This is a genomic window from Helicobacter pylori Shi112, from assembly GCF_000277405.1.
Lineage (GTDB): Bacteria > Campylobacterota > Campylobacteria > Campylobacterales > Helicobacteraceae > Helicobacter > Helicobacter pylori_C.
On the sequence record NC_017741.1, the window covers coordinates 537568 to 562659 of the forward strand.

At 39.5% G+C, this 25092-nt stretch carries 26 protein-coding genes and 2 pseudogenes; 21 read left to right on the top strand and 7 right to left on the bottom strand.

Going from position 1 to position 25092, the window contains the following annotated elements; all coding sequences use genetic code 11:
- Window positions 1-174: 174 nt before the first annotated feature.
- Genes flgE through gmhA form a run of 14 tightly spaced genes read left to right on the top strand, consistent with a single transcriptional unit; the run spans window position 175 to window position 12416 of the window.
- Window positions 175-2331: a flagellar hook protein FlgE gene (flgE, locus tag HPSH112_RS02590; RefSeq protein WP_000946422.1), complete on the top strand. Its 2157-nt coding sequence runs from the start codon at window positions 175-177 to the stop codon at window positions 2329-2331.
- 58 nt (window positions 2332-2389) lie between these two features.
- A complete protein-coding gene (hypA, locus tag HPSH112_RS02595; RefSeq protein WP_000545277.1) occupies window positions 2390-2743 on the top strand; it encodes a hydrogenase/urease nickel incorporation protein HypA in 354 nt (117 codons plus the stop codon).
- A gap of 3 nt (window positions 2744-2746) precedes the next feature.
- Complete coding sequence (gene mua / locus HPSH112_RS02600) at window positions 2747-3208, top strand: nickel-binding protein Mua (protein ID WP_001154766.1); 462 nt, start codon at window positions 2747-2749, stop codon at window positions 3206-3208.
- Window positions 3208-4290 carry a lipid-A-disaccharide synthase gene (gene lpxB, locus HPSH112_RS02605; RefSeq protein ID WP_001142281.1) on the top strand — a complete coding sequence of 361 codons (1083 nt, stop codon included), beginning with the start codon at window positions 3208-3210 and terminating at the stop codon, window positions 4288-4290. The genes mua and lpxB overlap by 1 nt, the downstream gene beginning before the upstream one ends.
- Window positions 4291-4330: 40 nt before the next feature.
- Window positions 4331-4825: a transcription elongation factor GreA gene (gene greA / locus HPSH112_RS02610; protein WP_001031330.1), complete on the top strand. Its 495-nt coding sequence runs from the start codon at window positions 4331-4333 to the stop codon at window positions 4823-4825.
- Window positions 4815-5252: a dUTP diphosphatase gene (gene dut / locus HPSH112_RS02615; RefSeq protein WP_000694157.1), complete on the top strand. Its 438-nt coding sequence runs from the start codon at window positions 4815-4817 to the stop codon at window positions 5250-5252. The genes greA and dut overlap by 11 nt, the downstream gene beginning before the upstream one ends.
- Entirely contained in the window at window positions 5249-5905 is a 657-nt protein-coding gene (locus HPSH112_RS02620) for a tetratricopeptide repeat protein (protein ID WP_000022985.1), read from the top strand. The genes dut and HPSH112_RS02620 overlap by 4 nt, the downstream gene beginning before the upstream one ends.
- Window positions 5906-5909: 4 nt before the next feature.
- Complete coding sequence (gene pgbB / locus HPSH112_RS02625; protein WP_001039570.1) at window positions 5910-7541, top strand: plasminogen-binding protein PgbB; 1632 nt, start codon at window positions 5910-5912, stop codon at window positions 7539-7541.
- Between the two features lie 4 nt (window positions 7542-7545).
- The gene (locus tag HPSH112_RS02630) at window positions 7546-8217 is read left to right on the top strand and encodes a type III pantothenate kinase (RefSeq protein ID WP_001111528.1); all 672 of its coding nucleotides are present in this window, start codon (window positions 7546-7548) and stop codon (window positions 8215-8217) included.
- Complete coding sequence (locus HPSH112_RS02635; RefSeq protein ID WP_001178190.1) at window positions 8208-8945, top strand: sulfite exporter TauE/SafE family protein; 738 nt, start codon at window positions 8208-8210, stop codon at window positions 8943-8945. Before HPSH112_RS02630 ends, HPSH112_RS02635 begins: the two co-directional genes overlap by 10 nt.
- Window positions 8932-9456 carry a D-glycero-beta-D-manno-heptose 1,7-bisphosphate 7-phosphatase gene (gene gmhB, locus HPSH112_RS02640; protein ID WP_001276972.1) on the top strand — a complete coding sequence of 175 codons (525 nt, stop codon included), beginning with the start codon at window positions 8932-8934 and terminating at the stop codon, window positions 9454-9456. The genes HPSH112_RS02635 and gmhB overlap by 14 nt, the downstream gene beginning before the upstream one ends.
- Window positions 9457-9464: 8 nt before the next feature.
- Window positions 9465-10457: an ADP-glyceromanno-heptose 6-epimerase gene (gene rfaD / locus HPSH112_RS02645; protein ID WP_001268966.1), complete on the top strand. Its 993-nt coding sequence runs from the start codon at window positions 9465-9467 to the stop codon at window positions 10455-10457.
- Window positions 10454-11845, top strand: a complete 1392-nt coding sequence (gene rfaE1 / locus HPSH112_RS02650; RefSeq protein WP_000809666.1) for a D-glycero-beta-D-manno-heptose-7-phosphate kinase — start codon at window positions 10454-10456, stop codon at window positions 11843-11845. The genes rfaD and rfaE1 overlap by 4 nt, the downstream gene beginning before the upstream one ends.
- A complete protein-coding gene (gene gmhA / locus HPSH112_RS02655) occupies window positions 11838-12416 on the top strand; it encodes a D-sedoheptulose 7-phosphate isomerase (RefSeq protein WP_000565148.1) in 579 nt (192 codons plus the stop codon). The genes rfaE1 and gmhA overlap by 8 nt, the downstream gene beginning before the upstream one ends.
- Before the next feature lie 98 nt (window positions 12417-12514).
- Here gmhA and guaC read toward each other — a convergent pair whose 3' ends face one another.
- Window positions 12515-13492 carry a GMP reductase gene (gene guaC / locus HPSH112_RS02660; RefSeq protein WP_000688167.1) on the bottom strand — a complete coding sequence of 326 codons (978 nt, stop codon included), beginning with the start codon at window positions 13490-13492 and terminating at the stop codon, window positions 12515-12517.
- Window positions 13493-13740: 248 nt separating this feature from the next.
- Between guaC and HPSH112_RS02665 the strand changes: the two genes are divergently transcribed.
- Window positions 13741-15342, top strand: a complete 1602-nt coding sequence (locus tag HPSH112_RS02665) for an ABC-F family ATP-binding cassette domain-containing protein (protein ID WP_000942161.1) — start codon at window positions 13741-13743, stop codon at window positions 15340-15342.
- On the top strand, window positions 15339-16271 hold the full coding sequence (locus HPSH112_RS02670) for a COG2958 family protein (protein ID WP_000804222.1): 933 nt from the start codon (window positions 15339-15341) through the stop codon (window positions 16269-16271). Before HPSH112_RS02665 ends, HPSH112_RS02670 begins: the two co-directional genes overlap by 4 nt.
- Window positions 16272-16299: 28 nt before the next feature.
- Here HPSH112_RS02670 and HPSH112_RS02675 read toward each other — a convergent pair whose 3' ends face one another.
- The 3 genes from HPSH112_RS02675 to HPSH112_RS02685 all read right to left on the bottom strand — a co-directional run bounded on the left by HPSH112_RS02675 (window position 16300) and on the right by HPSH112_RS02685 (window position 19077).
- A complete protein-coding gene (locus HPSH112_RS02675; protein ID WP_000230847.1) occupies window positions 16300-16977 on the bottom strand; it encodes a phosphatase PAP2 family protein in 678 nt (225 codons plus the stop codon).
- 166 nt (window positions 16978-17143) lie between these two features.
- Window positions 17144-18097, bottom strand: coding sequence for a HaeIII family restriction endonuclease (locus tag HPSH112_RS02680; RefSeq protein WP_001281076.1), 954 nt, complete (start codon window positions 18095-18097; stop codon window positions 17144-17146).
- Window positions 18094-19077 (bottom strand): DNA cytosine methyltransferase, encoded by a 984-nt coding sequence (locus HPSH112_RS02685; RefSeq protein ID WP_001050902.1) that lies wholly within the window; start codon window positions 19075-19077, stop codon window positions 18094-18096. Before HPSH112_RS02685 ends, HPSH112_RS02680 begins: the two co-directional genes overlap by 4 nt.
- A 183-nt stretch (window positions 19078-19260) precedes the next feature.
- Here HPSH112_RS02685 and HPSH112_RS02690 point away from each other — a divergent pair.
- From HPSH112_RS02690 to thiE, 5 genes and pseudogenes are all read left to right on the top strand, one after another.
- A pseudogene (locus HPSH112_RS02690) lies at window positions 19261-19563 on the top strand (type I restriction-modification system subunit M N-terminal domain-containing protein); the annotation flags it as partial.
- Window positions 19564-19615: 52 nt separating this feature from the next.
- A pseudogene (locus HPSH112_RS08725) lies at window positions 19616-19738 on the top strand (type I restriction endonuclease); the annotation flags it as partial.
- Between the two features lie 66 nt (window positions 19739-19804).
- Window positions 19805-20584 (top strand): hydroxyethylthiazole kinase, encoded by a 780-nt coding sequence (gene thiM / locus HPSH112_RS02700; RefSeq protein ID WP_014662217.1) that lies wholly within the window; start codon window positions 19805-19807, stop codon window positions 20582-20584.
- Entirely contained in the window at window positions 20581-21390 is an 810-nt protein-coding gene (gene thiD / locus HPSH112_RS02705) for a bifunctional hydroxymethylpyrimidine kinase/phosphomethylpyrimidine kinase (protein WP_000708610.1), read from the top strand. The genes thiM and thiD overlap by 4 nt, the downstream gene beginning before the upstream one ends.
- Window positions 21383-22042: a thiamine phosphate synthase gene (gene thiE / locus HPSH112_RS02710; protein WP_000458999.1), complete on the top strand. Its 660-nt coding sequence runs from the start codon at window positions 21383-21385 to the stop codon at window positions 22040-22042. The genes thiD and thiE overlap by 8 nt, the downstream gene beginning before the upstream one ends.
- 54 nt (window positions 22043-22096) lie before the next feature.
- Here thiE and HPSH112_RS02715 read toward each other — a convergent pair whose 3' ends face one another.
- Genes HPSH112_RS02715 through pseB form a run of 3 tightly spaced genes read right to left on the bottom strand, consistent with a single transcriptional unit; the run spans window position 22097 to window position 25091 of the window.
- A complete protein-coding gene (locus HPSH112_RS02715) occupies window positions 22097-22834 on the bottom strand; it encodes a hypothetical protein (RefSeq protein ID WP_000888370.1) in 738 nt (245 codons plus the stop codon).
- On the bottom strand, window positions 22834-24111 hold the full coding sequence (gene coaBC, locus HPSH112_RS02720) for a bifunctional phosphopantothenoylcysteine decarboxylase/phosphopantothenate--cysteine ligase CoaBC (protein ID WP_001010002.1): 1278 nt from the start codon (window positions 24109-24111) through the stop codon (window positions 22834-22836). Before coaBC ends, HPSH112_RS02715 begins: the two co-directional genes overlap by 1 nt.
- Window positions 24108-25091 carry a UDP-N-acetylglucosamine 4,6-dehydratase (inverting) gene (gene pseB, locus HPSH112_RS02725; RefSeq protein WP_000886571.1) on the bottom strand — a complete coding sequence of 328 codons (984 nt, stop codon included), beginning with the start codon at window positions 25089-25091 and terminating at the stop codon, window positions 24108-24110. The genes coaBC and pseB overlap by 4 nt, the downstream gene beginning before the upstream one ends.
- Between the last annotated feature and the right edge of the window lies 1 nt (window position 25092).

Genomic DNA, 25092 nt, shown 5'->3' on the forward strand with positions numbered 1-25092 from the left:
TTTAAAAAGCGTTATGGGGGTAGTGTTACCAAAACCCCCTATTTTTTGTGAATTTGACTGATCTTTTTGATTAACAAAACTTAAAATCCGCAATCAATCATTCTAAAAAGCTATTTAGGAACAACTTTTGCTTTATTTTGCATAGATTGAATTTCTTTAAATTAAAGGATAACCATGCTTAGGTCTTTATGGTCTGGTGTCAATGGGATGCAAGCCCACCAAATCGCTTTGGATATTGAGAGTAATAATATTGCGAATGTGAATACCACTGGTTTTAAATATTCTAGGGCTTCTTTTGTGGATATGCTCTCTCAAGTCAAACTCATCGCTACCGCACCCTATAAAAACGGGTTAGCAGGGCAGAATGACTTTTCTGTGGGGCTTGGGGTAGGCGTGGATGCGACGACTAAAATCTTTTCACAAGGCAATATCCAAAACACAGATGTCAAAACCGATCTAGCGATTCAAGGCGATGGCTTTTTTATCATTAGCCCTGATAGGGGGATCACGCGCAATTTCACTAGAGATGGGGAGTTCCTTTTTGACTCGCAAGGGAGTTTGGTTACCACCGGCGGGCTTGTGGTGCAAGGGTGGGTGCGAAACGGGAGCGATACCGGCAATAAAGGGAGCGATACGGACGCTTTAAAAGTGGATAACACCGGCCCTTTAGAAAACATTAGAATTGATCCAGGAATGGTGATGCCAGCCAGAGCGAGTAACCGCATTTCTATGAGAGCGAATTTAAACGCTGGAAGGCATGCGGATCAAACAGCGGCGATATTTGCTTTGGATTCTTCAGCCAAAACCCCTTCAGATGGCATTAATCCGGTGTATGATTCAAGCACGAATCTAACTCAAGTCGCCGAAGACATGGGATCTTTATACAATGAAGATGGCGACGCTCTTTTATTGAATGAAAATCAAGGGATTTGGGTGAGTTATAAGAGCGCAAAAATGGTCAAAGACATCCTCCCTTCTGCAGAAAACAGCACGCTTGAATTGAATGGGGTTAAGATTTCTTTCACGAACGATTCAGCGGTTAGCAGGACTTCAAGCCTAGTGGCAGCCAAAAATGCGATCAATGCGGTCAAAAGCCAAACAGGCATTGAAGCTTATTTGGACGGCAAGCAATTGCGTTTGGAAAACACCAATGAATTAGACGGCGATGAAAAGCTTAAAAACATTGTGGTTACTCAAGCCGGAACCGGGGCGTTCGCTAATTTTTTAGACGGCGATAAAGATGTAACGGCTTTCAAATACAGCTACACGCATTCTATCAGCCCTAATGCGGATATTGGGCAGTTTAGGACCACTGAAGACTTGCGCGCATTAATCCAGCATGACGCTAATATCGTTAAAGATCCTAGTTTAGCGGACAATTACCAGGACTCAGCCGCTTCTATAGGGGTTAGCGTCAATCAATACGGCATGTTTGAAATCAATAACAAAGATAATAAAAATGTCATTAAAGAAAATCTCAATATCTTTGTGAGCGGGTATTCTTCAGACAGCGTAACGAACAATGTTTTGTTTAAAAATGCGATGAAAGGGCTTAATACCGCCTCTTTAATTGAAGGGGGAGCGTCAGCGAGCAGTTCTAAATTCACCCACGCAACCCATGCGACAAGCATTGATGTGATAGACAGCTTAGGCACTAAACACGCCATGCGCATTGAGTTTTATAGGAGTGGGGGAGCGGAATGGAATTTCAGGGTGATCGTGCCTGAGCCTGGGGAATTAGTAGGGGGGTCAGCGGCTAGGCCTAATGTGTTTGAAGGAGGCCGTTTGCGCTTCAATAATGACGGATCGCTTGCAGGCATGAACCCGCCTCTTTTGCAATTTGACCCTAAAAATGGCGCTGATGCCCCCCAACGCATCAATTTAGCTTTTGGTTCTTCAGGGAGCTTTGATGGGCTAACGAGCGTGGATAAGATTTCTGAAACTTATGCGATCGAGCAAAACGGCTATCAAGCGGGCGATTTGATGGATGTCCGCTTTGATTCAGACGGGGTGCTTTTAGGGGCGTTCAGTAATGGCAGGACTTTAGCGCTCGCGCAAGTGGCTTTAGCGAATTTCGCTAACGATGCGGGCTTACAGGCTTTAGGCGGGAATGTCTTTTCTCAAACCGGAAACTCAGGGCAAGCCTTAATCGGTGCGGCTAATACGGGGCGTAGGGGTTCGATTTCAGGATCTAAACTGGAGTCTAGTAATGTGGATTTGAGCCGGAGTTTAACGAATTTGATTGTGGTTCAAAGGGGGTTTCAAGCGAACTCTAAAGCGGTAACCACATCCGATCAAATCCTTAACACCCTATTGAATCTGAAGCAATAAACTAAAAGATTACTCTAATACAATATAATAGGGGCTAATTTAAAGATTAAGGTTTAGTATGCATGAATACTCGGTCGTTTCTTCTTTAATCGCTCTTTGCGAAGAGCATGCGAAGAAAAATCAAGCCCATAAGATTGAAAGAGTTGTGGTCGGTATTGGTGAAAGAAGCGCTATGGATAAGAGCTTGTTTGTGAGCGCGTTTGAGACTTTTAGAGAAGAATCTTTGGTGTGTAAAGACGCTATTTTAGACATTGTGGATGAAAAGGTTGAATTAGAATGCAAGGATTGTTCGCATGTTTTTAAGCCTAACGCGCTAGATTATGGGGCGTGTGAGAAATGCCACAGCAAGAATGTCGTTATCACTCAAGGCAATGAAATGCGTTTGTTGTCTTTGGAAATGTTAGCGGAATAACCGATGCAAGAAGAATTGAACGCTTACCAGCAAGAAATTAAAGACACTAGAGAAGTTTTAAAAAAAATCCGTTTGGAATTGAAGCAAGTCCAAGAAATCTTGCGTAAGAAAAAGAGCGCTTTAAAAGGTTTGAAGCAAGAAATCTATCAAAAAAAATTAGAAAAAGAAAACTCCCGCTTAAACAAAGAAACACAAAATACACAAGAGGATGTGATTTTCCCTAAAGCCCTTGAAGAAGTGGAGATTTACACTAAGGATAATCAAGTTATAATAGCAAAACCAAGCAAGCGCGTGTTTGATGAAGGGCTTTATTTGCAATACCGCAGCGTTTTGCGCGAAAACAGGTTTTTAAAAAACCATCTCTCTAAAAAAGACTTTGAAAATTCGTTACTCAAAATTGAATTAAGGGATTTGCATAAAGAAATCAAGCTTTATCAAGTCCAAAACCTTTTGAAAGACAAATAATGCCCACGATTTTAGTGAGCGCTTTAGAAGCGAGCTCTAATGTGCATTTAGAGGAATTACGCCGCAATTTGCCTAAAGATTATCGTTTTATTGGCGTGTTTGAAGGCAAAGAGGCGCTCTATAGCCCTAGGGAATTTTCTATCATGGGTTTTAGAGATGTGATAGGCCGTTTAGGGTTTTTACTCAAAGCCCATAAGGAAATGGTCCAATTAGCCAAACAAGCGGATATGGTGCTTTTAATGGATTCTTCTTCTTTCAATATCCCCCTAGCCAAAAAAATCAAAAAACAAGATCCGCATAAAAAAATCATGTATTATATTTTACCGCAAGTTTGGGCATGGAAAAAATGGCGCGCTAAAAGCCTTGAAAAATACTGCGATTTTTTGGGAGCGATTTTGCCTTTTGAAGTGGGCTATTACCAAAAAAAAGCCCAATATGTAGGACACCCTTTATTAGATGAAATTAAATACTATAAAAAAGATATTAAGGGCGAAACTCTAGTGTTCATGCCAGGAAGCCGAAAAAGTGAAATCGCTAAAATATTCCCTTTGTTTGTCAAAGTGGCTCAAATTTTAGAACAAAACGAAGGGTTTAAAAGGCGTGTGTTGGTGGTGCCGAGTTTCTTTAAGGGGTTGGATTTGAAAGCTCTTTATGGGGAAGACATTAAATTATTTGAAATTTCTTATGATGCGCATAAGAGTTTGTTTGAAGCGGAATTTGCGTTCATTTGCAGCGGCACAGCGACTTTAGAGGCCGCTTTGATTGGCACGCCTTTTGTGTTGGCGTATAGGGCTAAAACGATGGATTTTTTGATCGCTAGAATGTTTGTCAATTTGCATTATATAGGTTTAGCGAATATCTTTTATAACGCCTTAAACAATGAGACTCCAGGGCTTGGGGAGAGCCAATTACACCCGGAATTGATCCAGCATTTTTTGAGCGTAGAGGGTTTGTTAAAAGCGTATGAAGAAATGGATAGAGAGCGCTATTTTAAAGAAAGTTTGAGATTAAGGGAATATTTGGCTAGTGGGAGCGCGAGAAAAATCGCTAATGGAATGGCTTTTTTGCTGAATTTAACTTAATTTTTACTATAATCTCTACTGAATAAGCTTAGGAGATTAAATGAACAAAGAACCTATGAGTATGCATGGATACAATAAAATTTGCGCGGAATTGAAGCAATTAAAAGAGGTGGAACGGCCTAATATTGTGAAAGAAATTGATATTGCTAGAGGGCATGGGGACTTGAAAGAAAACGCTGAATACCATGCTGCTAAAGAAAAGCAACGCTTCATTGAAGCGAGAATTGTGGATTTAAGCGAAATTATCGCTAACGCTCAAGTGATTGACCCAAGCGTTTTAGCCCATAATAAAGTGAGTTTTGGCAGCACGATTAAAATCCTTAATTTAGATAACGATAAAGAGTTTTCTTATACGATAGTAGGGAGCGTGGAGAGCGATCCGTCTAAAGGGTTAATCTCTTTTGGTTCGCCGATCGCTAAGAGCTTGATAGGTAAGAGCAAGGGCGATGCGGTGAGCATTCAATTGCCTAATGGTGAGAGCGATTTTGAAATTTTAGACATTTATTATAAAGAGATTTGTTTTGATGAAAATTAAAATCCAAAAAATCCACCCAAACGCCCTTATCCCTAAATACCAAACTGAGGGTTCTTCAGGCTTTGATTTGCATGCTGTAGAAGAAGTAATGATCAAACCTCATAGCGTGGGCTTGGTGAAAATAGGGATTTGTTTATCTTTAGAAGTGGGGTATGAATTGCAAGTGCGCACCCGTAGCGGTTTGGCTTTGAATCATCAGGTGGTGGTGTTAAATTCTCCTGGCACGGTGGATAATGATTATAGGGGCGAAATTAAGGTCATTTTAGCGAATTTGAGCGATAAAGATTTTAAGGTTCAAGTAGGGGATAGGATCGCTCAAGGGGTGGTTCAAAAAACTTATAAAGCCGAATTTATAGAGTGCGAACAATTAGATGAAACTTCAAGGGGTAGCGGGGGCTTTGGCAGCACAGGAGTGAGTAAGGCATGAGTATTAAGGAAAATTTAGAGCAAGTTAAAAACGAATTTAAAAGCGATGAAAAGCTTTTAGAAGGGGCGTTTAGATTAGAAAAGTTTTTCAAACGCTACAAGTGGGTGTTGTTGTTTATCGTGGTGGCTTTTATCGCTTATTTAGGGGATACAAAATTACAAGATTATAAGCATGAGCAAACTAGAGAGCGGATCACTCAAATTTATAATGAAGTGCTAGAGAGTCCTAATAATATAGCCTTGCAAAAAAGATTGAAAGAAGTCGCCCCAGAGTTGTATGACTTGTATCAGTTCGCCAGAGCGAGTGAGAGAAACGATGCAAACGAGTTTAAAAGGCTTTCGCAATCTTCTAATGAAGTCGTTAAAGCGTTTGCCAAATATTCTTACGCATCGCTCTCTAGAGATAAAAACTTGCTTGAAAAAAGCCCCATTCTTAAAGAAATGAGCGCTTTACAAGAAGTGAATTTGTTGTATGAAGAAAATTCTAAAGACGCGATCATAAAAGCGCATCAAAGTTTATCAACTATCCCTATAAGTTCTTCACTCTATGCTATAATCTCTGTTTTAAAACATTATGGAATGTTAGAAGATATTCAACAAAACCCTTCCAAACCAACCAATCTAAAAAAAGAAACCATTCAAGGAACGCATTGATTTGATGAACAAACCATTTTTAATCTTACTCATAGCCCTAATTGTCTTTAGCGGCTGTAACATGAGAAAATACTTCAAACCCGCTAAACACCAAATTAAAGGCGAAGCGTATTTCCCTAACCATTTGCAAGAAAGCATCGTTTCGTCTAATCGTTATGGAGCCATTTTGAAAAATGGAGCGGTTATAGGCGATAAAGGTTTAACGCAGCTAAGAATCGGTAAGAATTTCAATTATGAAAGCAGTTTTTTAAATGAGAGTCAGGGGTTTTTCATCCTTGCGCAAGATTGTTTGAATAAGATTGATAAAAAAACAAGCAAAAGCAAGGTGGCTAAGACTGAAGAAACGGAATTGAAATTAAAGGGCGTTGAAGCAGAAGTCCAAGATAAAGTCTGCCATCAAGTGGAATTGATTAGCAATAACCCTAACGCCAGCCAACAATCCATCATTATTCCTTTGGAAACTTTTGCCTTGAGCGCGAGCGTTAAAGGGAATCTTTTAGCGGTGGTGTTAGCGGACAATTCAGCGAATTTATACGACATCACTTCTCAAAAATTGCTTTTTAGTGAGAAAGGTTCCCCAAGCACCACGATCAATTCTTTAATGGCGATGCCTATTTTTATGGATACGGTCGTGGTATTCCCCATGCTAGATGGGCGTTTGTTAGTCGTGGATTATGTGCATGGAAACCCTACGCCTATTAGAAACATTGTTATCAGCAGCGATAAGTTTTTTAACAATATCACTTATCTTATCGTAGATGGCAATAACATGATCGCTTCTACAGGGAAAAGAATACTCTCAGTAGTGAGCGGTCAAGAGTTCAATTATGATGGGGATATTATAGATTTGCTTTATGATAAGGGGACTTTATATGTGCTCACGCTAGACGGGCAGATTTTGCAAATGGATAAGAGTTTGAGGGAATTAAATAGCGTGAAATTACCCTTTGCTTCGCTCAATACCATTGTATTAAACCATAATAAATTGTATTCTTTAGAAAAACGCGGGTATGTGATAGAAGTGGATTTGAATGATTTTAATTCGTATAATGTCTATAAAACGCCAACTATAGGCAGTTTTAAGTTTTTTTCATCCAATCGTTTGGATAAAGGGGTGTTTTATGATAAAAATCGGGTGTATTATGATCGCTACTATTTAGATTATAATAATTTTAAACCCAAGCTTTATCCCGTTGTGGAAAAACCTGCATCTGAAAAATCTCAAAAAGGCGAAAAAGGGAACGCTCCTATTTATTTGCAAGAAAGGCATAAAGCTAAAGAAAAGCCTTTAGAAGAAAACAAAGTTAAGCCAAGAAATAGCGGGTTTGAAGAGGATGAAGTTAAAGCCAACCAACGCGGTATGGAGCCTATCAACAATCAAAATAACGCTATCCAACGAGGCGTAAAAGAAAATCAAGAAAACAAAAACACTCCTGCTTCAAAAGAGGGTAACGCTTTTAAAGAAGCGCCAAAACTCAGCCCTAAAGAAGAAAAACGCCGCCTGAAAGAAGAAAAGAAAAAAGCCAAAGCCGAACAAAGAGCGAGAGAATTTGAACAAAGAGCGAGAGAGCATCAAGAAAGAGATGAAAAAGAGCTTGAAGAAAGAAAAAAAGCTTTAGAAATGAATAAGAAGTAAGCCTATGCCAGCTAGGCAATCTTTTGCAGATTTGAAAAACCTGGTTTTATGCGATATAGGCAACACGCGCATCCATTTCGTGCAAAACTACCAACTCTTTTCAAGCGCTAAAGAAGATTTAAAGCGTTTGGGTATTCAAAAGGAAATTTTTTACATTAGCGTGAATGAAGAAAATGAAAAAGCCCTTTTGAATTGTTACCCTAACGCTAAAAATATTGCAGGATTTTTTCATTTAGAAACCGACTATGTGGGGCTTGGGATAGACCGGCAAATGGCGTGTCTAGCGGTAAATAATGGCGTGATCGTGGATGCGGGGAGCGCGATTACGATTGATTTAATCCAAGAGGGCAAGCATTTAGGAGGGTGTATTTTACCCGGTTTAGCCCAATATATCCATGCGTATCAAAAAAGCGCTAAAATCTTAGAGCAACCTTTCAAAGCATTAGATTCTTTAGAAGTTTTACCTAAAAACACTAGAGACGCTGTGAATTACGGCATGATTTTGAGCGTCATCTCTTGCATCCAGCATTTAGCCAAAAATCAAAAAATCTATCTTTGTGGGGGCGATGCGAAGTATTTGAGCGCGTTTTTACCCCATTCTGTTTGCAAGGAGCGTTTGGTTTTTGACGGGATGGAAATCGCTCTTAAAAAAGCAGGGGTATTAGAATGCAAATGATGCACAATTTGAGTTTTTTGGGCATGTTTTTAGCCGCTTTGAGCATGTCTTTAGGGCATTGTGTGGGCATGTGTGGGGGGATTGTGAGCGCGTTTAGTCAAATAAGATTTTCTAAAGTTACAAGCTTTTCTTACCAGCTCGCTTGCCATGCTCTCTATAATGTAGGGAGGATCAGCACCTACATGCTTTTAGGGGCTATAGCGGCGGGTTTGGGGCATAGTCTTAGCGTGAGCATGGGTTTTAGGGGTGTTTTATTCATCAGCATGGGGATTATTTTGATCGGTTTAGCGCTCTTGGGGGCTAAAGTGGAAAAATTAAGCTTTCAAATCCCTTTCATCTCTTTTTTGATGAAAAAAACCTTGCAATCTCAAAACATTCTAGGGCTGTATTTTTTGGGCGTGTTGAACGGGTTTTTACCTTGCATGATGGTGTATTCGTTTTTAGCGAGCGTGATTCTCAGTCATAGCGCGTTTATGGGAGCGATGCTAGGCCTTTCTTTTGGGCTTGGCACCAGCGTGCCGTTGTTTTTAATGGGGTTTTTTTTAAGCAAAATTTCCGTTTCTTACAGGAAATTTTTCAATCTTTTGTCTAAAGGTTTAATGGGGGTTTTTGGGCTTTATATTCTTTATATGGGGATCATGCTCATTAACCACCAAAACCCCCATGCGATACATCATTCAAGCGAAACCACCCAACACGATCACAAGGGAATGCATGAGCGCCACTAACAAAGCCCTTTTTTTGGACAGAGACGGCATTATCAATATTGATAAAGGCTATGTGAGTCAAAAAGAAGATTTTGAGTTCCAAAAAGGGATTTTTGAATTACTAAACCATGCGAAATCTTTAGGCTACAAACTGCTTTTAATCACCAACCAATCCGGGATCAACCGGGGCTATTACACCCTTAAAGATTTTGAAACACTCACCGAATACCTCCAAGAAAGCTTGCTCAAAGAATTAGGTTTTAATTTGGATGGCGTCTATTTTTGCAGGCACGCCCCAGAAGAAAATTGCGCTTGCAGAAAGCCAAAACCCTCTTTGATTTTGCAAGCCGCTAAAGAACATCAAATTTGCTTGGAGCAATCTTTTATGATAGGCGATAAGGAGAGCGACATGTTAGCCGGCTTGAACGCTAAAGTTAAAAACAACCTTTTATTGACCACAAATGTTTTAAAAACTTCTCATTCTTGGATACAATGTAAAGATTTTAAAGAGATGATAGATCTAATCAAATAAGGACAAGAATGCGTTATATTGATGATGAATTAGAAAATCAAACGATTTTAATCACCGGTGGGGCTGGCTTTGTGGGCAGTAATCTGGCCTTTTATTTTCAAGAGAACCACCCTAAAGCTAAAGTGGTGGTTTTGGATAAATTTCGCAGTAACACGCTTTTCAGTAATAAGCACCCCAGTTCCTTAGGGCATTTTAAGAATTTAATCGGTTTTAAGGGTGAGGTGGTTATAGCTGATATTAACAACCCCTTAGATTTAAGGCGTTTAGAAAAATTGCATTTTGATTATTTGTTCCACCAAGCCGCTATCTCTGATACGACCATGCTGGATCAAGAATTAGTGATGAAAACCAACTACCAGGCTTTTTTAAACCTTTTAGAAATCGCTCGCCCAAAAAAAACTAAAGTGATTTACGCTTCTTCAGCGGGCGTTTATGGCAACACCAAAGCCCCCAATGTGGTAGGCAAAAACGAAAGCCCTGAAAATGTTTATGGCTTTTCCAAGCTTTGCATGGACGAATTTGTCCTCTCCCATTCAAACGACAATATTCAAGTGGGCTTAAGGTATTTTAATGTCTATGGGCCTAGGGAATTTTATAAAGAAAAAACCGCCTCTATGGTTTTGCAACTCGCCTTAGGCATAATGGCGTTTAAGGAAGTCAAGCTTTTTGAATTTGGCGAGCAATTAAGGGATTTTGTCTATATTGAAGATGTGATCCAAGCGAATGTAAAAGCGATGAAGGCTCAAAAAAGCGGGGTTTATAATGTGGGTTATTCCCAAGCCAGAAGTTATAATGAAATAGTTAGCATTTTAAAAGAGCATTTAGGGGATTTTAAAGTAACTTATATTAAAAACCCTTATGCTTTCTTCCAAAATCACACCCAAGCACATATTGAACCCACTATTTTGGATTTGGATTACACCCCTTTATACGATTTAGAAAGCGGCATTAAAGATTATTTGCCCCATATCCATGCGATTTTTAAAGAACAGCGCGCATGAAACAAATTCTAGTCGTGGGGGATCTAATCGCTGATTATTACCTGTGGGGGAGGAGCGAACGCCTTTCGCCTGAAGCCCCTGTGCCTGTTTTAGAAGTCCAAAGGGAGAGCAAGAATTTAGGCGGAGCGGCTAATGTGGCGAACAACCTCACCTCTTTAAAAGCTAAAGTTTTTTTATGTGGGGTTGTAGGCGATGATTTAGAGGGCGAGCATTTTATTAACGCTCTCAAAGCCAGGAATATTGACACTTCAGGCATTTTAACGGATAAAACCCGTTGCACCACGCTCAAAACGCGCATCATCGCGCAAAACCAGCAAATCGCGCGCGTGGATAAGGAAATCAAAGACCCCTTAAACGCTGATTTAAGAAAAAAACTTTTAGATTTTTTCACAGAAAAAATCCAAGAAATAGATGGCGTTATCCTTTCAGATTACAATAAGGGCGTGTTGGATTTTGAACTCACTCAAAAAATGATCGCTCTAGCCAACAAACACCACAAGCTCATTTTATGCGACCCTAAAGGGAAGGATTATAGCAAATACGCTCATGCGAGTTTGATCACGCCTAATCGCATTGAATTAGAACAAGCGCTCCATTTGAAGTTAGACAGCCATGCGAATTTATCAAAAGCGCTCCGAATCTTAAAAGAAACTTATCATATCGCCATGCCTTTAGTAACTTTGAGCGAACAAGGCATCGCTTTTTTAGAAAAAGGCGAGTTAGTCAATTGCCCCACTATCGCTAAAGAGGTTTATGATGTAACCGGGGCAGGCGATACGGTGATAGCGTCTTTAACGCTCTCTTTATTAGAATCGATGAGCCTAAAAGAAGCTTGCGAGTTTGCCAATGCGGCTGCGGCTGTGGTGGTGGGTAAAATGGGGAGCGCGTTAGCGAGTTTAGAAGAAATCGCTTTGATTTTAAACCAAACGCACCCTAAAATCCTCCCTTTAGAAAAGCTGTTAGAAACTTTAGAACGCCATCAGCAAAAAATCGTTTTCACCAATGGCTGTTTTGACATCCTCCATAAAGGGCATGCGAGTTATTTGCAAAAGGCTAAAGCTTTAGGGGATATTCTCATTGTAGGGTTAAATAGCGACGCTTCCGTTAAAAGACTTAAGGGGGATAAACGCCCCATAGTGAGCGAAAAAGACAGAGCGTTTCTTTTAGCGAGTTTGTCTTGCGTGGATTATGTCGTGGTGTTTGAAGAAGACACGCCAATCAAATTGATTCAAGCCCTAAAGCCTGATATTTTAGTCAAGGGAGCGGACTATCTCAATAAAGAAGTCATAGGGAGCGAGTTTGCTAAAGAAACCCGCTTGATGGAATTTGAAGAAGGTTATTCCACAAGCGCTATCATAGAAAAAATTAAAAGGACATGCAATGATTGATGGTTTGATTAAAAAAGAATTTTTAGCCCATAAGGAAGCGTTAGAAAAAAGTTTAGAGAGTTTGCAAGAAGCGTTAAAAGAAAGCGTTCATCTTTTGATAGAAACTTTAGAAAACCAAGGGAAAATCCTTATTTGCGGTAACGGGGGGAGCGCTAGCGATGCGCAGCATTTTGCCGCTGAATTGACCGGGCGCTATAAATTGGAAAGGAAAGGTTTGAGCGCCTTAAGCTTAAGCACGGATACCTCAGCCCTTACCGCCATTGCGAACGATTATGGTTATGAAGAAGTGTTTGCCAGACAAGTAGAAGCGTTGGGGGTAAAAAACGATGTTTTGATAGGGATTTCTACAAGCGGTAATTCCAAAAATGTCCTAAAAGCTTATGAAAAAGCCAAAGATTTAGGGGTAAAAACGCTTAGTTTAGCGGGGCGTGATGGGGGGAAAATGAAGCCTTTAAGCGACATGGCTTTGATTGTCCCTAGCGATGATACCCCACGAATCCAAGAAATGCACATTCTTATGATCCACATTTTATGCGATTGCATTGAAAGGCATTTCGCTAATAAAAATTAAATTCAAAGGCTATGCGCTTGAATTTAACAAGAAAATGATCCCACAAAACAAGTTGAAGACCATTTTTTTGTCTTTTGCTTTCGTTTCATCAATCTTTTTTAGATTGCGTCTCCATTGAAAATTGAATTTTTCACAATGACATAATCAACTTTTCGAATCGCTTCAAGGTCTCTCCCACCTGCATAGGAGATTGAAGATTGTAGATCTTGATGCATTTCAATCAGCGTATCTTTTAATGATCCTTTATGTTGGATCCAAATTTTCTTACCTTCAATATTTTTCTTTTCACCTTTTTGGAACTCTGAAGCTGAACCGAAATATTCTTTATATGCGATACCATTTTCTATTTTTGTTTCTCCAGATGATTCTTCATGCCCTGCAAAAAGCGAGCCAATCATTACCATTGTCGCGCCAAAGCGTATTGATTTTGCAATATCGCCATGCGTGCGAATACCACCATCTGCAATAATCGGTTTTCTTGCTGCTTTAGCGCACCATATAAGAGCTGCCAGTTGCCAACCACCCGTACCAAAACCTGTTTTGATTTTGGTGATGCACGCTTTCCCAGGTCCAATGCCAACTTTTGTAGCGTCAGCACCGGCGTTCTCTAATTCACGGACTGCTTCTGGTGTGCCAACATTCCCGGCAATCACAAAAGTTTCTGGAAAATGCGTTTTGATGTGTTGGATCATTTCAATGACAGAATTTGAATGGCCATGCGCAATATCGATCGTGATATAGTCTGACGCTAATTTTTGTTTGGCCAACTCTTCTATGAAAAGATATTCTTCCTTTTTCACCCCAACACTGATGGAGCTGATCCATTGGCGTCCCTTCATTTTTTTGACAAACGGGATTCTTGCCGCTCCATCAAAACGGTGCATGATGTAGAAATAGCCATTTTCTGCTAGGAATTCTGCGATCGAGTCGTTGATGATTGTTTGCATGTTTGCTGGAACTACGGGCATTTTAAATGCGTGCTTGCCTAAGGTAACGGTCGTATCACACTCTGAACGGCTATTCACGATACATTTATTAGGGATGAGCTGGATGTTTTCGTAATCAAATATTTTCAATGACACGATCCTTTTGATGTTCGTATAGAGCAAAACACGAACATTATTTGATTTTAAGCATTATTTTTAAGCACCTTTTGTAATTTATCTTAATTTGAATAAAAAATCAAGAGAGAAAATTAAATAAACTCGGACAAGATTTGGGCATCAAAGATCTTACAGATAACCATAATAAGCAAGGGATACAATATTGTAAAGAAAACGCTACAATAAACTTTCTCTAATCACAAAAATAAGGAAATCATAAGATGCTACAAACCATCAACTTAACGCAACGCTATGCGACTAAAAAATTGTTTGAGAATGTGAATATCAAGCTAGATAAAAACAAACGCTACGGGCTGATTGGGGCTAATGGTGCAGGAAAATCCACTTTTTTAAAGATTTTAAGCAAGAGCATTGATTGTAGCAGTGGGGAAGTCATCATCACAAGCGGGATGAGAATGGGGGTTTTAGGGCAGGATCAATACGCTTTTGAAGATTTGAGCCTTAAAGATGCGGTTTTGATAGGCAATAAGCGTTTGTATGACGCTATCAAAGAAAAAGAGCGCTTATACACTGAAGGCGATTTGAGCGATGATAAAGTGAATGCCAGGCTAGGGGAGTTAGAAACCATTTGCGTGGAAGAAGATCCCATGTATGAATGCGAAGTGGTGATTGAAAAAATCCTAGAAGATTTAGGCATTCCTAGCTCTAGGCACAATGATTTGATGAAAACCTTGCCAAGCAGCGATAAATTTAAAATCCTTCTCGCTCAAGTCTTATTCCCTAAACCGGATATTTTGCTTTTAGATGAGCCGACCAACAACCTGGATTTAAACGCCATTGAATGGCTAGAAAACAACCTCAAACGCCATGAAGGCACGATGGTAGTCATCAGCCATGACAGGCATTTTTTAAATGCGGTATGCACGCATATTTTAGATTTGGATTTTCACAGCGTGCGCGAATTTAGCGGGAATTATGACGATTGGTATATCGCTTCTACTTTGATGATCAAACAGCAAGAGGCCGAACGCAATAAAAAACTCAAAGAAAAAGAAGAGCTAGAAAAATTCATCGCTCGTTTCAGCGCTAACGCTTCTAAAGCCAAGCAAGCCACCAGCCGCCAAAAACAACTGGATAAATTAGACATTCAAAGCTTAGCGGTATCTAGCAGGAGGGATCCTAGCATTATTTTTAAACCCAAAAGAACCATTGGTAATGAAGCTTTAGAATGCGAAAACATCTCTAAAAGTTATGACGGGCAAATCGTTTTAAATCAAGTGAGCTTGAAAGTGATGCCTAAAGACAAGATCGCCCTCATAGGGCCAAATGGCGTGGGTAAATCCACGCTTTGTAAGATTTTAGTAGAAGAGTTAAAGCCGGATACGGGCGTGGTGAAATGGGGAGCGACCGTTTCAAAAGGCTATTTCCCTCAAAATGTGAGCGAAGAAATCAGCGGGGAAGAGACCTTGTATCAATGGCTTTTCAATTTCAATAAAAAGATTGAAAGCGCAGAGGTGAGAAACGCTTTAGGGAGGATGCTTTTTAATGGCGAAGAGCAAGAAAAATGCGTGAACGCTTTAAGCGGGGGCGAAAAACACCGAATGGTTTTATCCAAGCTCATGCTAGAAGGGGGGAATTTCTTAGTCTTAGATGAGCCAACCAACCACCTAGATTTAGAAGCCATTATCGCTTTAGGTGAAGCACTCTTTAAATTTGATGGGGCGCTGATTTGCATAAGCCATGACAGAGAGCTTATTGATGCGTATGCTAATAGAATCATTGAATTAGTCCCAAGCCCTAAAGGCGCTTCAATCATTGATTTTAAAGGCAGTTATGAAGAGTATTTAGCGAGCAAAAAATGAAACCACAAGATATTGGAATCATTCAAAGCGTTTTAGAGATTATCAAAGAGCCTATTAAGGTTACTGAAGTTTATGATAAAACCCAAGAGCTTTTTGAAAAAGGCGAGATTGAAAACATGTTTGATTATGGGGGTAACACTCCCGATCAGAGTGTTAGCGCTGCTATTTATACAGCCTTAAACAAGGGCGAAGAGCTGCCTTTTTTGAAAACGCAAGAAAAACCAGTTTTAATCGCTTTAAAAGATGCGGCTAAAGAGCCGGTTTTAAACGCTCAAAAATCAAGCGTTCCAGGCGTTAAAATCGTGCATGAAAGAGATTTGCACCCCTTTTTAACTTACATGGCTTGCTACAATGAAAATTTGAAATGCTACACGAAAACCATTTTTCATGAAGGGAGCTCAAAATCGCCAAAAGGCATGGACAGGTGGCTTTATCCGGACATGGTGGGGGTTAGGTTTTTGCACGCTGAATTGTCTAATGAAAATTTAATCGCTTTTTCTAAGAAATTTGACACTTTACCCGTTAAACTGGTGAGCTTTGAATTGAAAAAAGAAATCAGCGTGAATAATTGCAGGGAGTGTTATTTTCAAGCGATTTCTAACAGCTCGTGGGCTAATGAGGGGTATTTAGTGGGCCATCATATTGATACGCATAATCCCAAACTCATGGATTTGTTGAAGCGTTTGCATGCGAGTTTTGGGATTGGCGTGATTGATTTGAGAACGAATGAGGACAAAAGCGCTATTTTATTGAACGCTAAATACAAAGAAAAAATTGATTACACCGTGGCTTTAGAGCTTAGCGAAAAAAATGAAGAATTCAGCGGTTTTTTAAAGAGCGTTGTGGATTATGACCCAAACCACCAACACCGCTATAAAGATGAATTTGATGAGATCAAAAAGAAAGAGGAGTTATACCCTAACGCATAACTTTCTTTAATAAAACGCTTTAAGCGATTTAATAAGGGCGTTTCAAAAACCCCAAATAAAGTGCTAAAGAACAGCATGACCAAGCAATCCCTAATAAAAACCCTCCTAAAACATCGCTAGGGTAATGCACCCCTAAATAAACCCTATCATACGCCATTAAAAAAATCCAAAAAAATAAAATTATAGCGCCAATAGTTTTAATGCGAGCGTTGGCGTTAGAATAGCATAACAACAACGCCAAAGAGCCGTAAAAAAGCGCTGAAGCTAAAGCATGCCCGCTAGGGAAACTAAAGTTATGCGCAAAAGCCAGTTCGCCATTAGTTACAGGCCGTGGGCGCGCCACCAAATGCTTAAGGAGTTTTAAGGTGATTTCACCTAATAAGATGCTAGGAAAAAACCACAACGCCAAAGCGATGCGTTTTTGAAACCCAAACCACAGGCTAATGAGTAAAGCGATAGAAGTGGTGAGCTTGCTTTGCGCAAACCATGTGCTTAAAAACACGAAAGAAAGCCACGCGCTCCCTTGAATGGGGGCAGGGTTGCGGATCAAGTCTATAAAAAATAAATCCAATTGTTGCACCCACTCTTTTTGAAAAGCCACCCCGCTTATTACGATGCCAAACAATATAAAAAAGACCACCCCCACAATCCCAAGCGTTTTAGCCGCTTTCTTTTCTCTTACGCTTATCGTTCTGTCAAATACCATTCAAACCCCTTTTAAAAATGACCTTTAAAAAGGGGATTATAGCTTATTTGATTAAAAAATAAGTTTTATGACAAAACTATAAAATAACCACAATCCCATTATTTAAAAAAATAACAATAAAGTTTTAATTATCAGTATTTGATGAGAATAGAACTTTTTTGTTTGCCTAAAACCCTACTATAAAAACTGCAACACTCTCAGGTTTTGAAAGCAATTTTATATCAAATTTCAAGCTTGGTTCTACCCTAGAGCTTGCATTATGGATTCGTAATGAAAATGACCACCCTTCATCTAAAACCAATTCTAAAGTATTGAAACTTTTGGGTTTGAAATCAAAATAAATCATTCTAGTAGGCAATTTGCTTAAAGGGATAATTCTTTTAGGCTTATTTTTCACGCTACGATTAAGAGTATTATTAAAATGGTATGCCTCTAATTTAGTTTTTTGTTCTCTTTCTAACAAAATCGCTTTGTAAAAATCATATTTGCCTAGCAAATACTCCACCATTTTTTGTGGGACTTTATTTTTCTTATTTTCATCAATTCTTAAAACCTCTTTTTTAAAAGCTTGTAATAATGGGGCATAAATTTCTTGTTCTTTATTAGGGAAATCCCTCCATAACATGCCTTCTTTTTTAGCGTTTTCTAGTCTTTCAAATAGTGGTTTTATAGTGTCTTTATAATTTTGAGACACTCCAACACCCAGCCATTTTTTTCCAAAATCCAAGTCTTTAGAAAGTCTAGAATGTTTTACCGCATCATGGTTATGTTTAATGCTTAATCCTATGCAAAATCTATCAAAATAAATTAAAATATCCCGGATATCACCTATTTCACCAAGTTTGTCTTTTTGCAATGATAGGGTGATTTCATTTTGCGAACTCTCTATGACTTCGTTTAATAATGGCTCACAATCCAATAAAAGCAATACGCCTTGTTTAGCGCTTTCTAAATAACGATCTTGTAGAGATTTTTCTAAACTTTCATAAGCTCTATAGCATGCATTAAAACCATTTTGTTTATCCACTATAACCTTTTTAAAAACGCTCAATTTTTGCTCCAAAGCTAAACACCATGCGTATTCATACGCCCTACCTTGATTATTGCTCTTATCGCTCAATATAACGCCTTATAAATACTTACAGCAATTTCTTTAGCTAAACTCACAGGCACAGCATTACCTATCATTTTATAAGCGTCGTTGAGGTTTTCATAAACGAAATAAAAATCATCATCAAAACCTTGAATCCTTGCACACTCTCGCACGCTCAAGCGGCGGTATAAATGTTGGTAATTTTCTATAAATCTGCAATCATTTTTGCCAAATTTAGCCATTTTAGGGGCTTGTGGGTGTAGTTGGCATTGCCTTCCTGATGCTTGTATAGTAAAGGCTTGTTCGTCCCAATTTTTTACACGATTTCTGCTCATAAAGATCGGCGAATAAGAACCAATAAAATATTCATGATTGTTAATGGCATTAGGGTTTCGTTTGTTTTTTGCTAAAGCGCACACCACGCTATCTTTTAGATCCCAAATAACATCTTTTAAAGTGAGTTTTTTTAAATGCGTTGAACCTTTAGGAAAAATGTAATTGATTTTTAAATCTTTCCTAAAACCAATATAAAAAACCCTAAGCCTTTCTTGCGCTACTCCATAATCTTTGGCATTCACTAAATGCGTATTGACTTCATAACCACACTCTTTAAAAGCATTAAGGATATTTTTCACACTCGTTTCGTGGCGTTGAGCGAGCATGCCCCTTACATTTTCAGCTAAAAAAAATTTAGGCTTAAGCTCTCTTAAAAGGCGCAAATATTCATAAAATAACTGCCCTCTAGCATCATCAATACCTTTTAAATTCCCAGCCTCTGACCAACTTTGGCATGGCGGACCGCCAATAATCCCATCAACAGAAAAGTTAATTTCACTGGTTTGTAAATTTTTAATGTCTTTTTCTAGTAGTCGTGTATTTTTATGATTTAGTCTGTAAGTAGGTGTAATATTTTTATCATATTCATTTGCAACTACTATTTTAAACCCTGCTTTCTCAAAGCCTAAATCTAGCCCTCCGGCTCCAGCAAATAATGAAAGTAAATTCAAAAACTATCCTTATCATTCTGTTAAATCTCAATACTTTATAATGAAAGAATTTTACAATAAATATCGGGTTATTCTAAAGAATGGGTTAGCATTATTTAAGGCTTTAGTTATCGGTATTTGATTAAAATAAAACCTTTAAATTTTTAAAAAACGCCAATCAACACAAAAAAGAGGCTTATTATCATGGAAAACAAAAACACTCAAGCAGATAAATCTTCTTCACTAGAACGCAACGAATTGCACAACACCATTTGGAAAGTGGCTAATGAATTGAGAGGCTCAGTGGATGGCTGGGATTTTAAGCAATATGTTTTAGGCATTCTTTTTTACCGCTACATTTCAGAAAACATGGCTCATTACATCAACAAAGAAGAGCGAAAGCGCGATCCGAGTTTTGATTACGCCAAATTAAGCGATGAAGAAGCCGAGAGCGCAAAAGAAGGTCTGATTGAAGAAAAAGGCTTTTTCATCCCGCCAAGCGCTTTAGCCGCTTTCTTTTCTCTTACGCTTATGTCAAATACCATTCAAACCCCTAAAAATGACCTTTAAAAAGGCGATTATAGCTTATTTTCCACACAAACGCATGGAAAATACAGGGAATAAAAAAATAATATTCTTTGCTATAATGAAACCTTTGAATGGTATGCTAAAAACGCCAAATTTTGAAATTAGAAAATATTTTAAAGCGCATCTTTGTAAAATAAAAGAAAGTTTAAGGAGGCTCATAATGTTAAAAGAATTACGCCAAAAACGCCCCTTAGTGCATAATATCACCAATTATGTGGTGGCGCAATTCGTGGCTAATGGTTTATTAGCCTTAGGGGCATCGCCTTTAATGAGTGATGCCATTGCTGAAATGCAAGATTTAGCAAAAATTTCTGACGCGCTCGCTATCAATATTGGCACTCTCAATGAACGCACCATTTTATGCGCTAAAGAGGCTATCAAACATTACAAGGCTTTGAATAAACCCATTGTGTTAGATCCTGTGGGGTGTTCAGCGAGCGCTTTACGCCATGGCACAAGTTTAGAGCTTTTAGAAAGCGAAGGGATTAGCGTTCTTAGGGGTAATGCTGCAGAATTAGGCTCTTTAGTGGGGATTTCTTGCGGAAGTAAGGGGCTAGACTCTCATTATGCCACCACGCCTATAGAAATAGTCAAACTAGCGGCTCAAAAGTATTTTGTGATAGCGGTAATGACGGGTAAAACAGATTATGTGAGCGATGGGAAAAAAGTTTTTAGCATTACTGGGGGGAGCGAGTATTTAGCGCTCATTACTGGGGCTGGGTGTTTGCACACAGCAGCGTGCGCGAGCTTTTTAAGTTTGAAAAAAGACCCCCTAGATTCTATGGTGCAACTTTGCGCGCTCTATAAACAAGCCGCTTTTAATGCGCAAAAAAAAGTGTCGGAAAATAACGGCTCTAATGGTTCGTTCTTGTTTTATTTTTTAGACGCTCTAAGCTTGCCCATAAAGCTAGAAAATAGCCTTATTAAGGAAGAGTTGTGAAAATTTACCCGCAAGTTTTAAGCATTGCCGGCAGCGATAGCGGTGGGGGTGCTGGGATACAAGCCGATTTGAAAGCGTTCCAAACTTTGGGCGTGTTTGGGACAAGCGTGATCACTTGCATCACCGCGCAAAACACACAGGGCGTGCATGGGGTTTATCCGTTGAGCGTTGAAAGCGTGAGGGCACAAATCTTAGCCATTAGAGATGATTTTTCTATCAAAGCGTTCAAAATGGGAGCGTTATGCAACGCTCAAATCATTGAATGCGTGGCGGACACTTTAAAAACATGCGATTTTGGGTTGTGCGTTTTAGATCCGGTGATGGTTGCAAAGAATGGGGCTTTGCTTTTAGAAGAAGAGGCGATTTTAAGCTTAAAAAAACGCCTTTTACCTAAAACCCATTTACTAACCCCTAACCTCCCTGAAGTTTATGCGCTCACAGGCGTTCAAGTGCGAGATAATAAAAGCGCTTCAAAAGCGATGGGCATTTTAAGGGATTTAGGCGTTAAAAACGCTGTGATTAAAGGGGGGCATACAGAGCATTTTCAAGGGGAATTTAGCAACGATTGGGTGTTTTTAGAAGACGCTGAATTTATCCTAAACGCCAAGCGATTCAACACGAAAAACACGCATGGCACGGGTTGTGTTCTGTCTAGCTTGATAGTGGGCTTACTCGCTCAAGGGTTGGATTTGAAAAACGCTATTTCAAAGGCTAAAGAGCTTTTAACTATCATCATTCAAAACCCTTTAAACATTGGGCATGGGCATGGGCCTTTGAATTTATGGAGTATTAAAGAGCTTGTTTGATGCGAATTGTTTGAAACTCATGTTTGTGGCTGGTTCGCAAGACTTCTACCACATAAAGGGCGGCAAAAACGATAGGATAAACGCGCTTTTAGACGCTTTAGAATTGGCTTTACAATCTAAAATCACAGCGTTTCAATTCCGCCAAAAAGGCGATTTATCCCTACAAGATCCTATTGAAATCAAACAATTAGCCCTAAAGTGTCAAAAACTATGCCAAAAATACGGCGCGCCTTTTATTGTCAATGATGAGGTGCAACTCGCGCTAGAATTAAAGGCTGATGGCGTGCATGTGGGGCAAGAAGACATGGCCATAGAAGAGGTAATGACTTTATGCAAAAAGTGCCTTTTTATAGGTTTGAGCGTCAATACTTTAGAGCAAGCCCTAAAAGCGCGCCATTTAGACGGCGTAGCCTATTTTGGGGTAGGCCCTATTTTTCCCACACAATCTAAAAAAGACAAACAAGTTGTAGGCGTGGAGCTTTTAAAAAAAATAAAAGATAGAGGGATAAAAAAACCTCTCATAGCGATTGGGGGCATCACGACGCATAACGCTTCAAAATTGCGCGAATATGGGGGTATCGCAGTCATTAGCGCGATCACGCAAGCCAAAGATAAAGCCTTAGCGGTTGGAAAACTTTTAAACGATGCGTGAGGGATTCTAAAATCCCACAAAAAGCGTTTTTTAAAAAAATCAAGTTTTAGTTTTCTACCCTATCGTGTCCAACAAACGCTCTTCAAAAGCAAAAAGCATGGGGGTTTTTTCGCATGCAATTTCCACAGAAGAAAAGCCCAAAAGGGTGTTTTGAGCCTCTTTTAAAATTTCTTTAGTCCTTTGGAGGGAGGTTTTTAAAAAAAGCTGTTTTTCTTTTTCCTTTAAATAAATAACGCCGCCAATTTCGCCCAAGTTAGGATACAGAGCGTAAAAATCAACGCTTTGTTTTTTGGCTTTCACTTGCAAAAAAGCTTTTTTGCGTTCGTTTTCAATCACAAAGCTTAACACCTGCGATTGCAAGCTTAAAAGCATGTTGGCCGTATTCAAAAACTCTTGCGGATTTTTAGCATGGATTAATTTTTCGCTCAAAAGTTCTTTATATTCTTTTAAAGGGGTATTGTCTTTAGCGCTCAATATTTCTTTGATTTTTTTCATTTCAAGAGCGCTCAAATCGTCCAATGCGTCTAAAATTTTTGGGGCAGGCACTAAATTTTTAAGCACAATATCGCCCAGCTGGTTTCTTTGCATGGTCGCAAAATAAGGCTGATTGATTTTCAATTCCTGTTCGCTTTTGGTGGGGATAATCCTATTACCCACTTGCAAAAGAAAAAGATCTTTATCTTGTTTTTCTAAAACCTTCAAAAGAATGGGTAAGGTAGCGTTAAAATGGTGCACGGCGTTTTTGGAATGAAGAGCGTTAAGCTGGTTTATGGCGTTTAGGGCTTCTAGCATTAAAGGGCGTTGTCTTTGATAAAATCAAGGATTTTAAAGCTCGCTTCTAATTTGTTCATAGAAGGGATTTTTTGGGTTTTGTGATGGCTAAAAAGCCACAATTCATTCTCTAATGAGCCAAAAGGGCGTGAATCTTTAATGAGATTCAAAGCAACCATGGAGCAATCCTTGCCGTTATCTTGAGAAGGTTTTAAAAGATTTTGAGCGTTTTTGATGGCGTTTTGTTGATCGTCTTCAGCTTTAAAACCGATTTTAACGAATTGATTGGGATTGATAGAAGCCAGTAAATCCTTATTTTGAACGCATTCAATGTTTAGGGTTTCGCCCAATTCGCTTTTTTTAAGCTTATGGTTAAAAGAAGTTTTAGGCACATAATCGCTAATGGCGGCTAAATTAAAGAGTAGGGGTTTTAAGGCATGTTTTTGCATGTTGTTAGCGGCGTTATTTAGGGCGTTTTCATAAGATTTAGTATCGCTGACTGGAACGCTTGCGATTTCTTTAGGCAAGGGGGTAGGGAAGTTTGATGCGATCAAGGTTACTTTCGCTCCCTTAAAATACAACGCCAGAGCTAAAGCGCTCGCTTGGATCCCGCTAGAAAGGTTGCTGATCGTTCGAACGCTGTCAATCTTTTCCACGCTCGCGCCGCCCATGATGATGACTTCTCTGTTTTCAAAATAAGCGTCTTTTAAGAGCGTTTGCGTGGCTTTAAAAAGGATTTCTAAAGGCTCAGCCATCGCCCCATCGCCTTTAGTATCGCATGCTAAAAGGCCGTTTTGCGTGTCTAAAATAATATGGTTGGAATCTTTCAAGCGTTTTAAATGGCTTTGAATGATAGGGGAATTGAGCATGTTGGTGTTCATGCTAGGGGCTAGGATTTTAGGGGAAGCGCAAGCTAAAAAAGTCGCGCTTATGATATTATCCGCTAAAGCGTGAGCGATTTTAGACAGGCTGTTAGCGCTTAAAGGGGCAAAGATGAGTAAATCAGCATTAGCAGCGCATGCGATGTGGTTATGGTGCAATGCGTTTTGGTGGTTGTAATACCATTTTTCATTATGATCATGCAAGACTTTGTGATGGCTCAAGGCTTCAAAGCTTAAGGGCGTAACAAATTTTTTTGCACCCTCACTCATCACCACTTGAACACTAGCCCCGCTTTTAAACAACAAACGCACTAATTCTAGGGATTTATACGCCGCAATAGAGCCGCTCACGAGCAATAAAACGCGCTTGTTTTCTAATAATCTTAAGGGGTAAAACAAATCTTCTAAAAAATTCATAGCAATTTCAATAAATCATCAGGCTCTAGCCATTTGCTGTTATTATGGCTGCTGTATTCAAAATCAGGGGCGACTTTGTGGCCTTTTTCGTGGAGTTTGGTGAGCGTGTAATCTTTAGGCGTTTGGAAGCTTATAGTGGGCTGAATGATGAAAAAGTCTTCAAATTCTAGGGCTAAATGGCTTTCATCTTTAGGGATCATCACTTCATGGAGTTTTTCGCCCGGTCGAATGCCGATGATTTTAATAGGGGTATTGGGGGCTAGGGCTTTAGCGAGATCAGTCATTTTCATGCTGGGGATTTTAGGCACAAAAATTTCACCCCCATGCATTCTTTTCAAGCTTTTAAGCACAAAAGAAACCCCCTCATCTAAGGTGATCCAAAATCGTGTCATGCGAATATCTGTAATGGGGATTTCACTCGCTTTGTTTTGGATTAGTTTTTTAAAAAACGGCACCACGCTCCCACGACTCCCCACCACATTACCATAACGCACCACGCCAAATTGCGTTTGAGAAGAGCCTTTGAAGTTATTCGCGCTCACAAAGAGCTTGTCGCTGCACAATTTCGTTGCGCCGTAGAGGTTAATAGGGTTAGCGGCTTTATCGGTGCTTAGGGCGATGACCTGGCTCACTTCATTTTTTAGGCATGCGTTAATCACATTGCTCGCGCCCATGATATTGGTTTTAATGCATTCTAGGGGGTTGTATTCAGCGATGGGCACATGCTTGAGCGCGGCGGCATGGATGCAAATATCCACACCCTCTAAAGCGTAATTCAAGCGCTCTAAATCCCTCACATCGCCGATAAAAAAACGCATCCTAGGATCATTAAATTCCATTGCCATTTCGCTTTGCTTTAATTCATCTCGGCTATAAACAATGATTTTTTTAGCGTTGGTGGTGTCTAAGACTTTACGCGCAAAGCGTTTGCCAAAACTCCCAGTGCCACCGGTGATTAAAATCGTTTGATTGTCTAGCATG

Coding starts and splice junctions, on each gene's coding strand:
- HPSH112_RS02670 (WP_000804222.1), top strand. CDS start 15,339: ATGAAACCACAAGATATTGGAATCATTCAAAGCGTTTTAGAGATTATC.
- dut (WP_000694157.1), top strand. CDS start 4,815: ATGAAAATTAAAATCCAAAAAATCCACCCAAACGCCCTTATCCCTAAA.
- HPSH112_RS02715 (WP_000888370.1), bottom strand. CDS start 22,834: ATGCTAGAAGCCCTAAACGCCATAAACCAGCTTAACGCTCTTCATTCC.
- coaBC (WP_001010002.1), bottom strand. CDS start 24,111: ATGAATTTTTTAGAAGATTTGTTTTACCCCTTAAGATTATTAGAAAAC.
- greA (WP_001031330.1), top strand. CDS start 4,331: ATGAACAAAGAACCTATGAGTATGCATGGATACAATAAAATTTGCGCG.
- gmhA (WP_000565148.1), top strand. CDS start 11,838: ATGATTGATGGTTTGATTAAAAAAGAATTTTTAGCCCATAAGGAAGCG.
- thiM (WP_014662217.1), top strand. CDS start 19,805: ATGTTAAAAGAATTACGCCAAAAACGCCCCTTAGTGCATAATATCACC.
- gmhB (WP_001276972.1), top strand. CDS start 8,932: ATGAGCGCCACTAACAAAGCCCTTTTTTTGGACAGAGACGGCATTATC.
- rfaD (WP_001268966.1), top strand. CDS start 9,465: ATGCGTTATATTGATGATGAATTAGAAAATCAAACGATTTTAATCACC.
- lpxB (WP_001142281.1), top strand. CDS start 3,208: ATGCCCACGATTTTAGTGAGCGCTTTAGAAGCGAGCTCTAATGTGCAT.
- rfaE1 (WP_000809666.1), top strand. CDS start 10,454: ATGAAACAAATTCTAGTCGTGGGGGATCTAATCGCTGATTATTACCTG.
- HPSH112_RS02630 (WP_001111528.1), top strand. CDS start 7,546: ATGCCAGCTAGGCAATCTTTTGCAGATTTGAAAAACCTGGTTTTATGC.
- HPSH112_RS02620 (WP_000022985.1), top strand. CDS start 5,249: ATGAGTATTAAGGAAAATTTAGAGCAAGTTAAAAACGAATTTAAAAGC.
- HPSH112_RS02635 (WP_001178190.1), top strand. CDS start 8,208: ATGCAAATGATGCACAATTTGAGTTTTTTGGGCATGTTTTTAGCCGCT.
- mua (WP_001154766.1), top strand. CDS start 2,747: ATGCAAGAAGAATTGAACGCTTACCAGCAAGAAATTAAAGACACTAGA.
- flgE (WP_000946422.1), top strand. CDS start 175: ATGCTTAGGTCTTTATGGTCTGGTGTCAATGGGATGCAAGCCCACCAA.
- HPSH112_RS02675 (WP_000230847.1), bottom strand. CDS start 16,977: ATGGTATTTGACAGAACGATAAGCGTAAGAGAAAAGAAAGCGGCTAAA.
- hypA (WP_000545277.1), top strand. CDS start 2,390: ATGCATGAATACTCGGTCGTTTCTTCTTTAATCGCTCTTTGCGAAGAG.
- HPSH112_RS02665 (WP_000942161.1), top strand. CDS start 13,741: ATGCTACAAACCATCAACTTAACGCAACGCTATGCGACTAAAAAATTG.
- pseB (WP_000886571.1), bottom strand. CDS start 25,091: ATGCTAGACAATCAAACGATTTTAATCACCGGTGGCACTGGGAGTTTT.
- pgbB (WP_001039570.1), top strand. CDS start 5,910: ATGAACAAACCATTTTTAATCTTACTCATAGCCCTAATTGTCTTTAGC.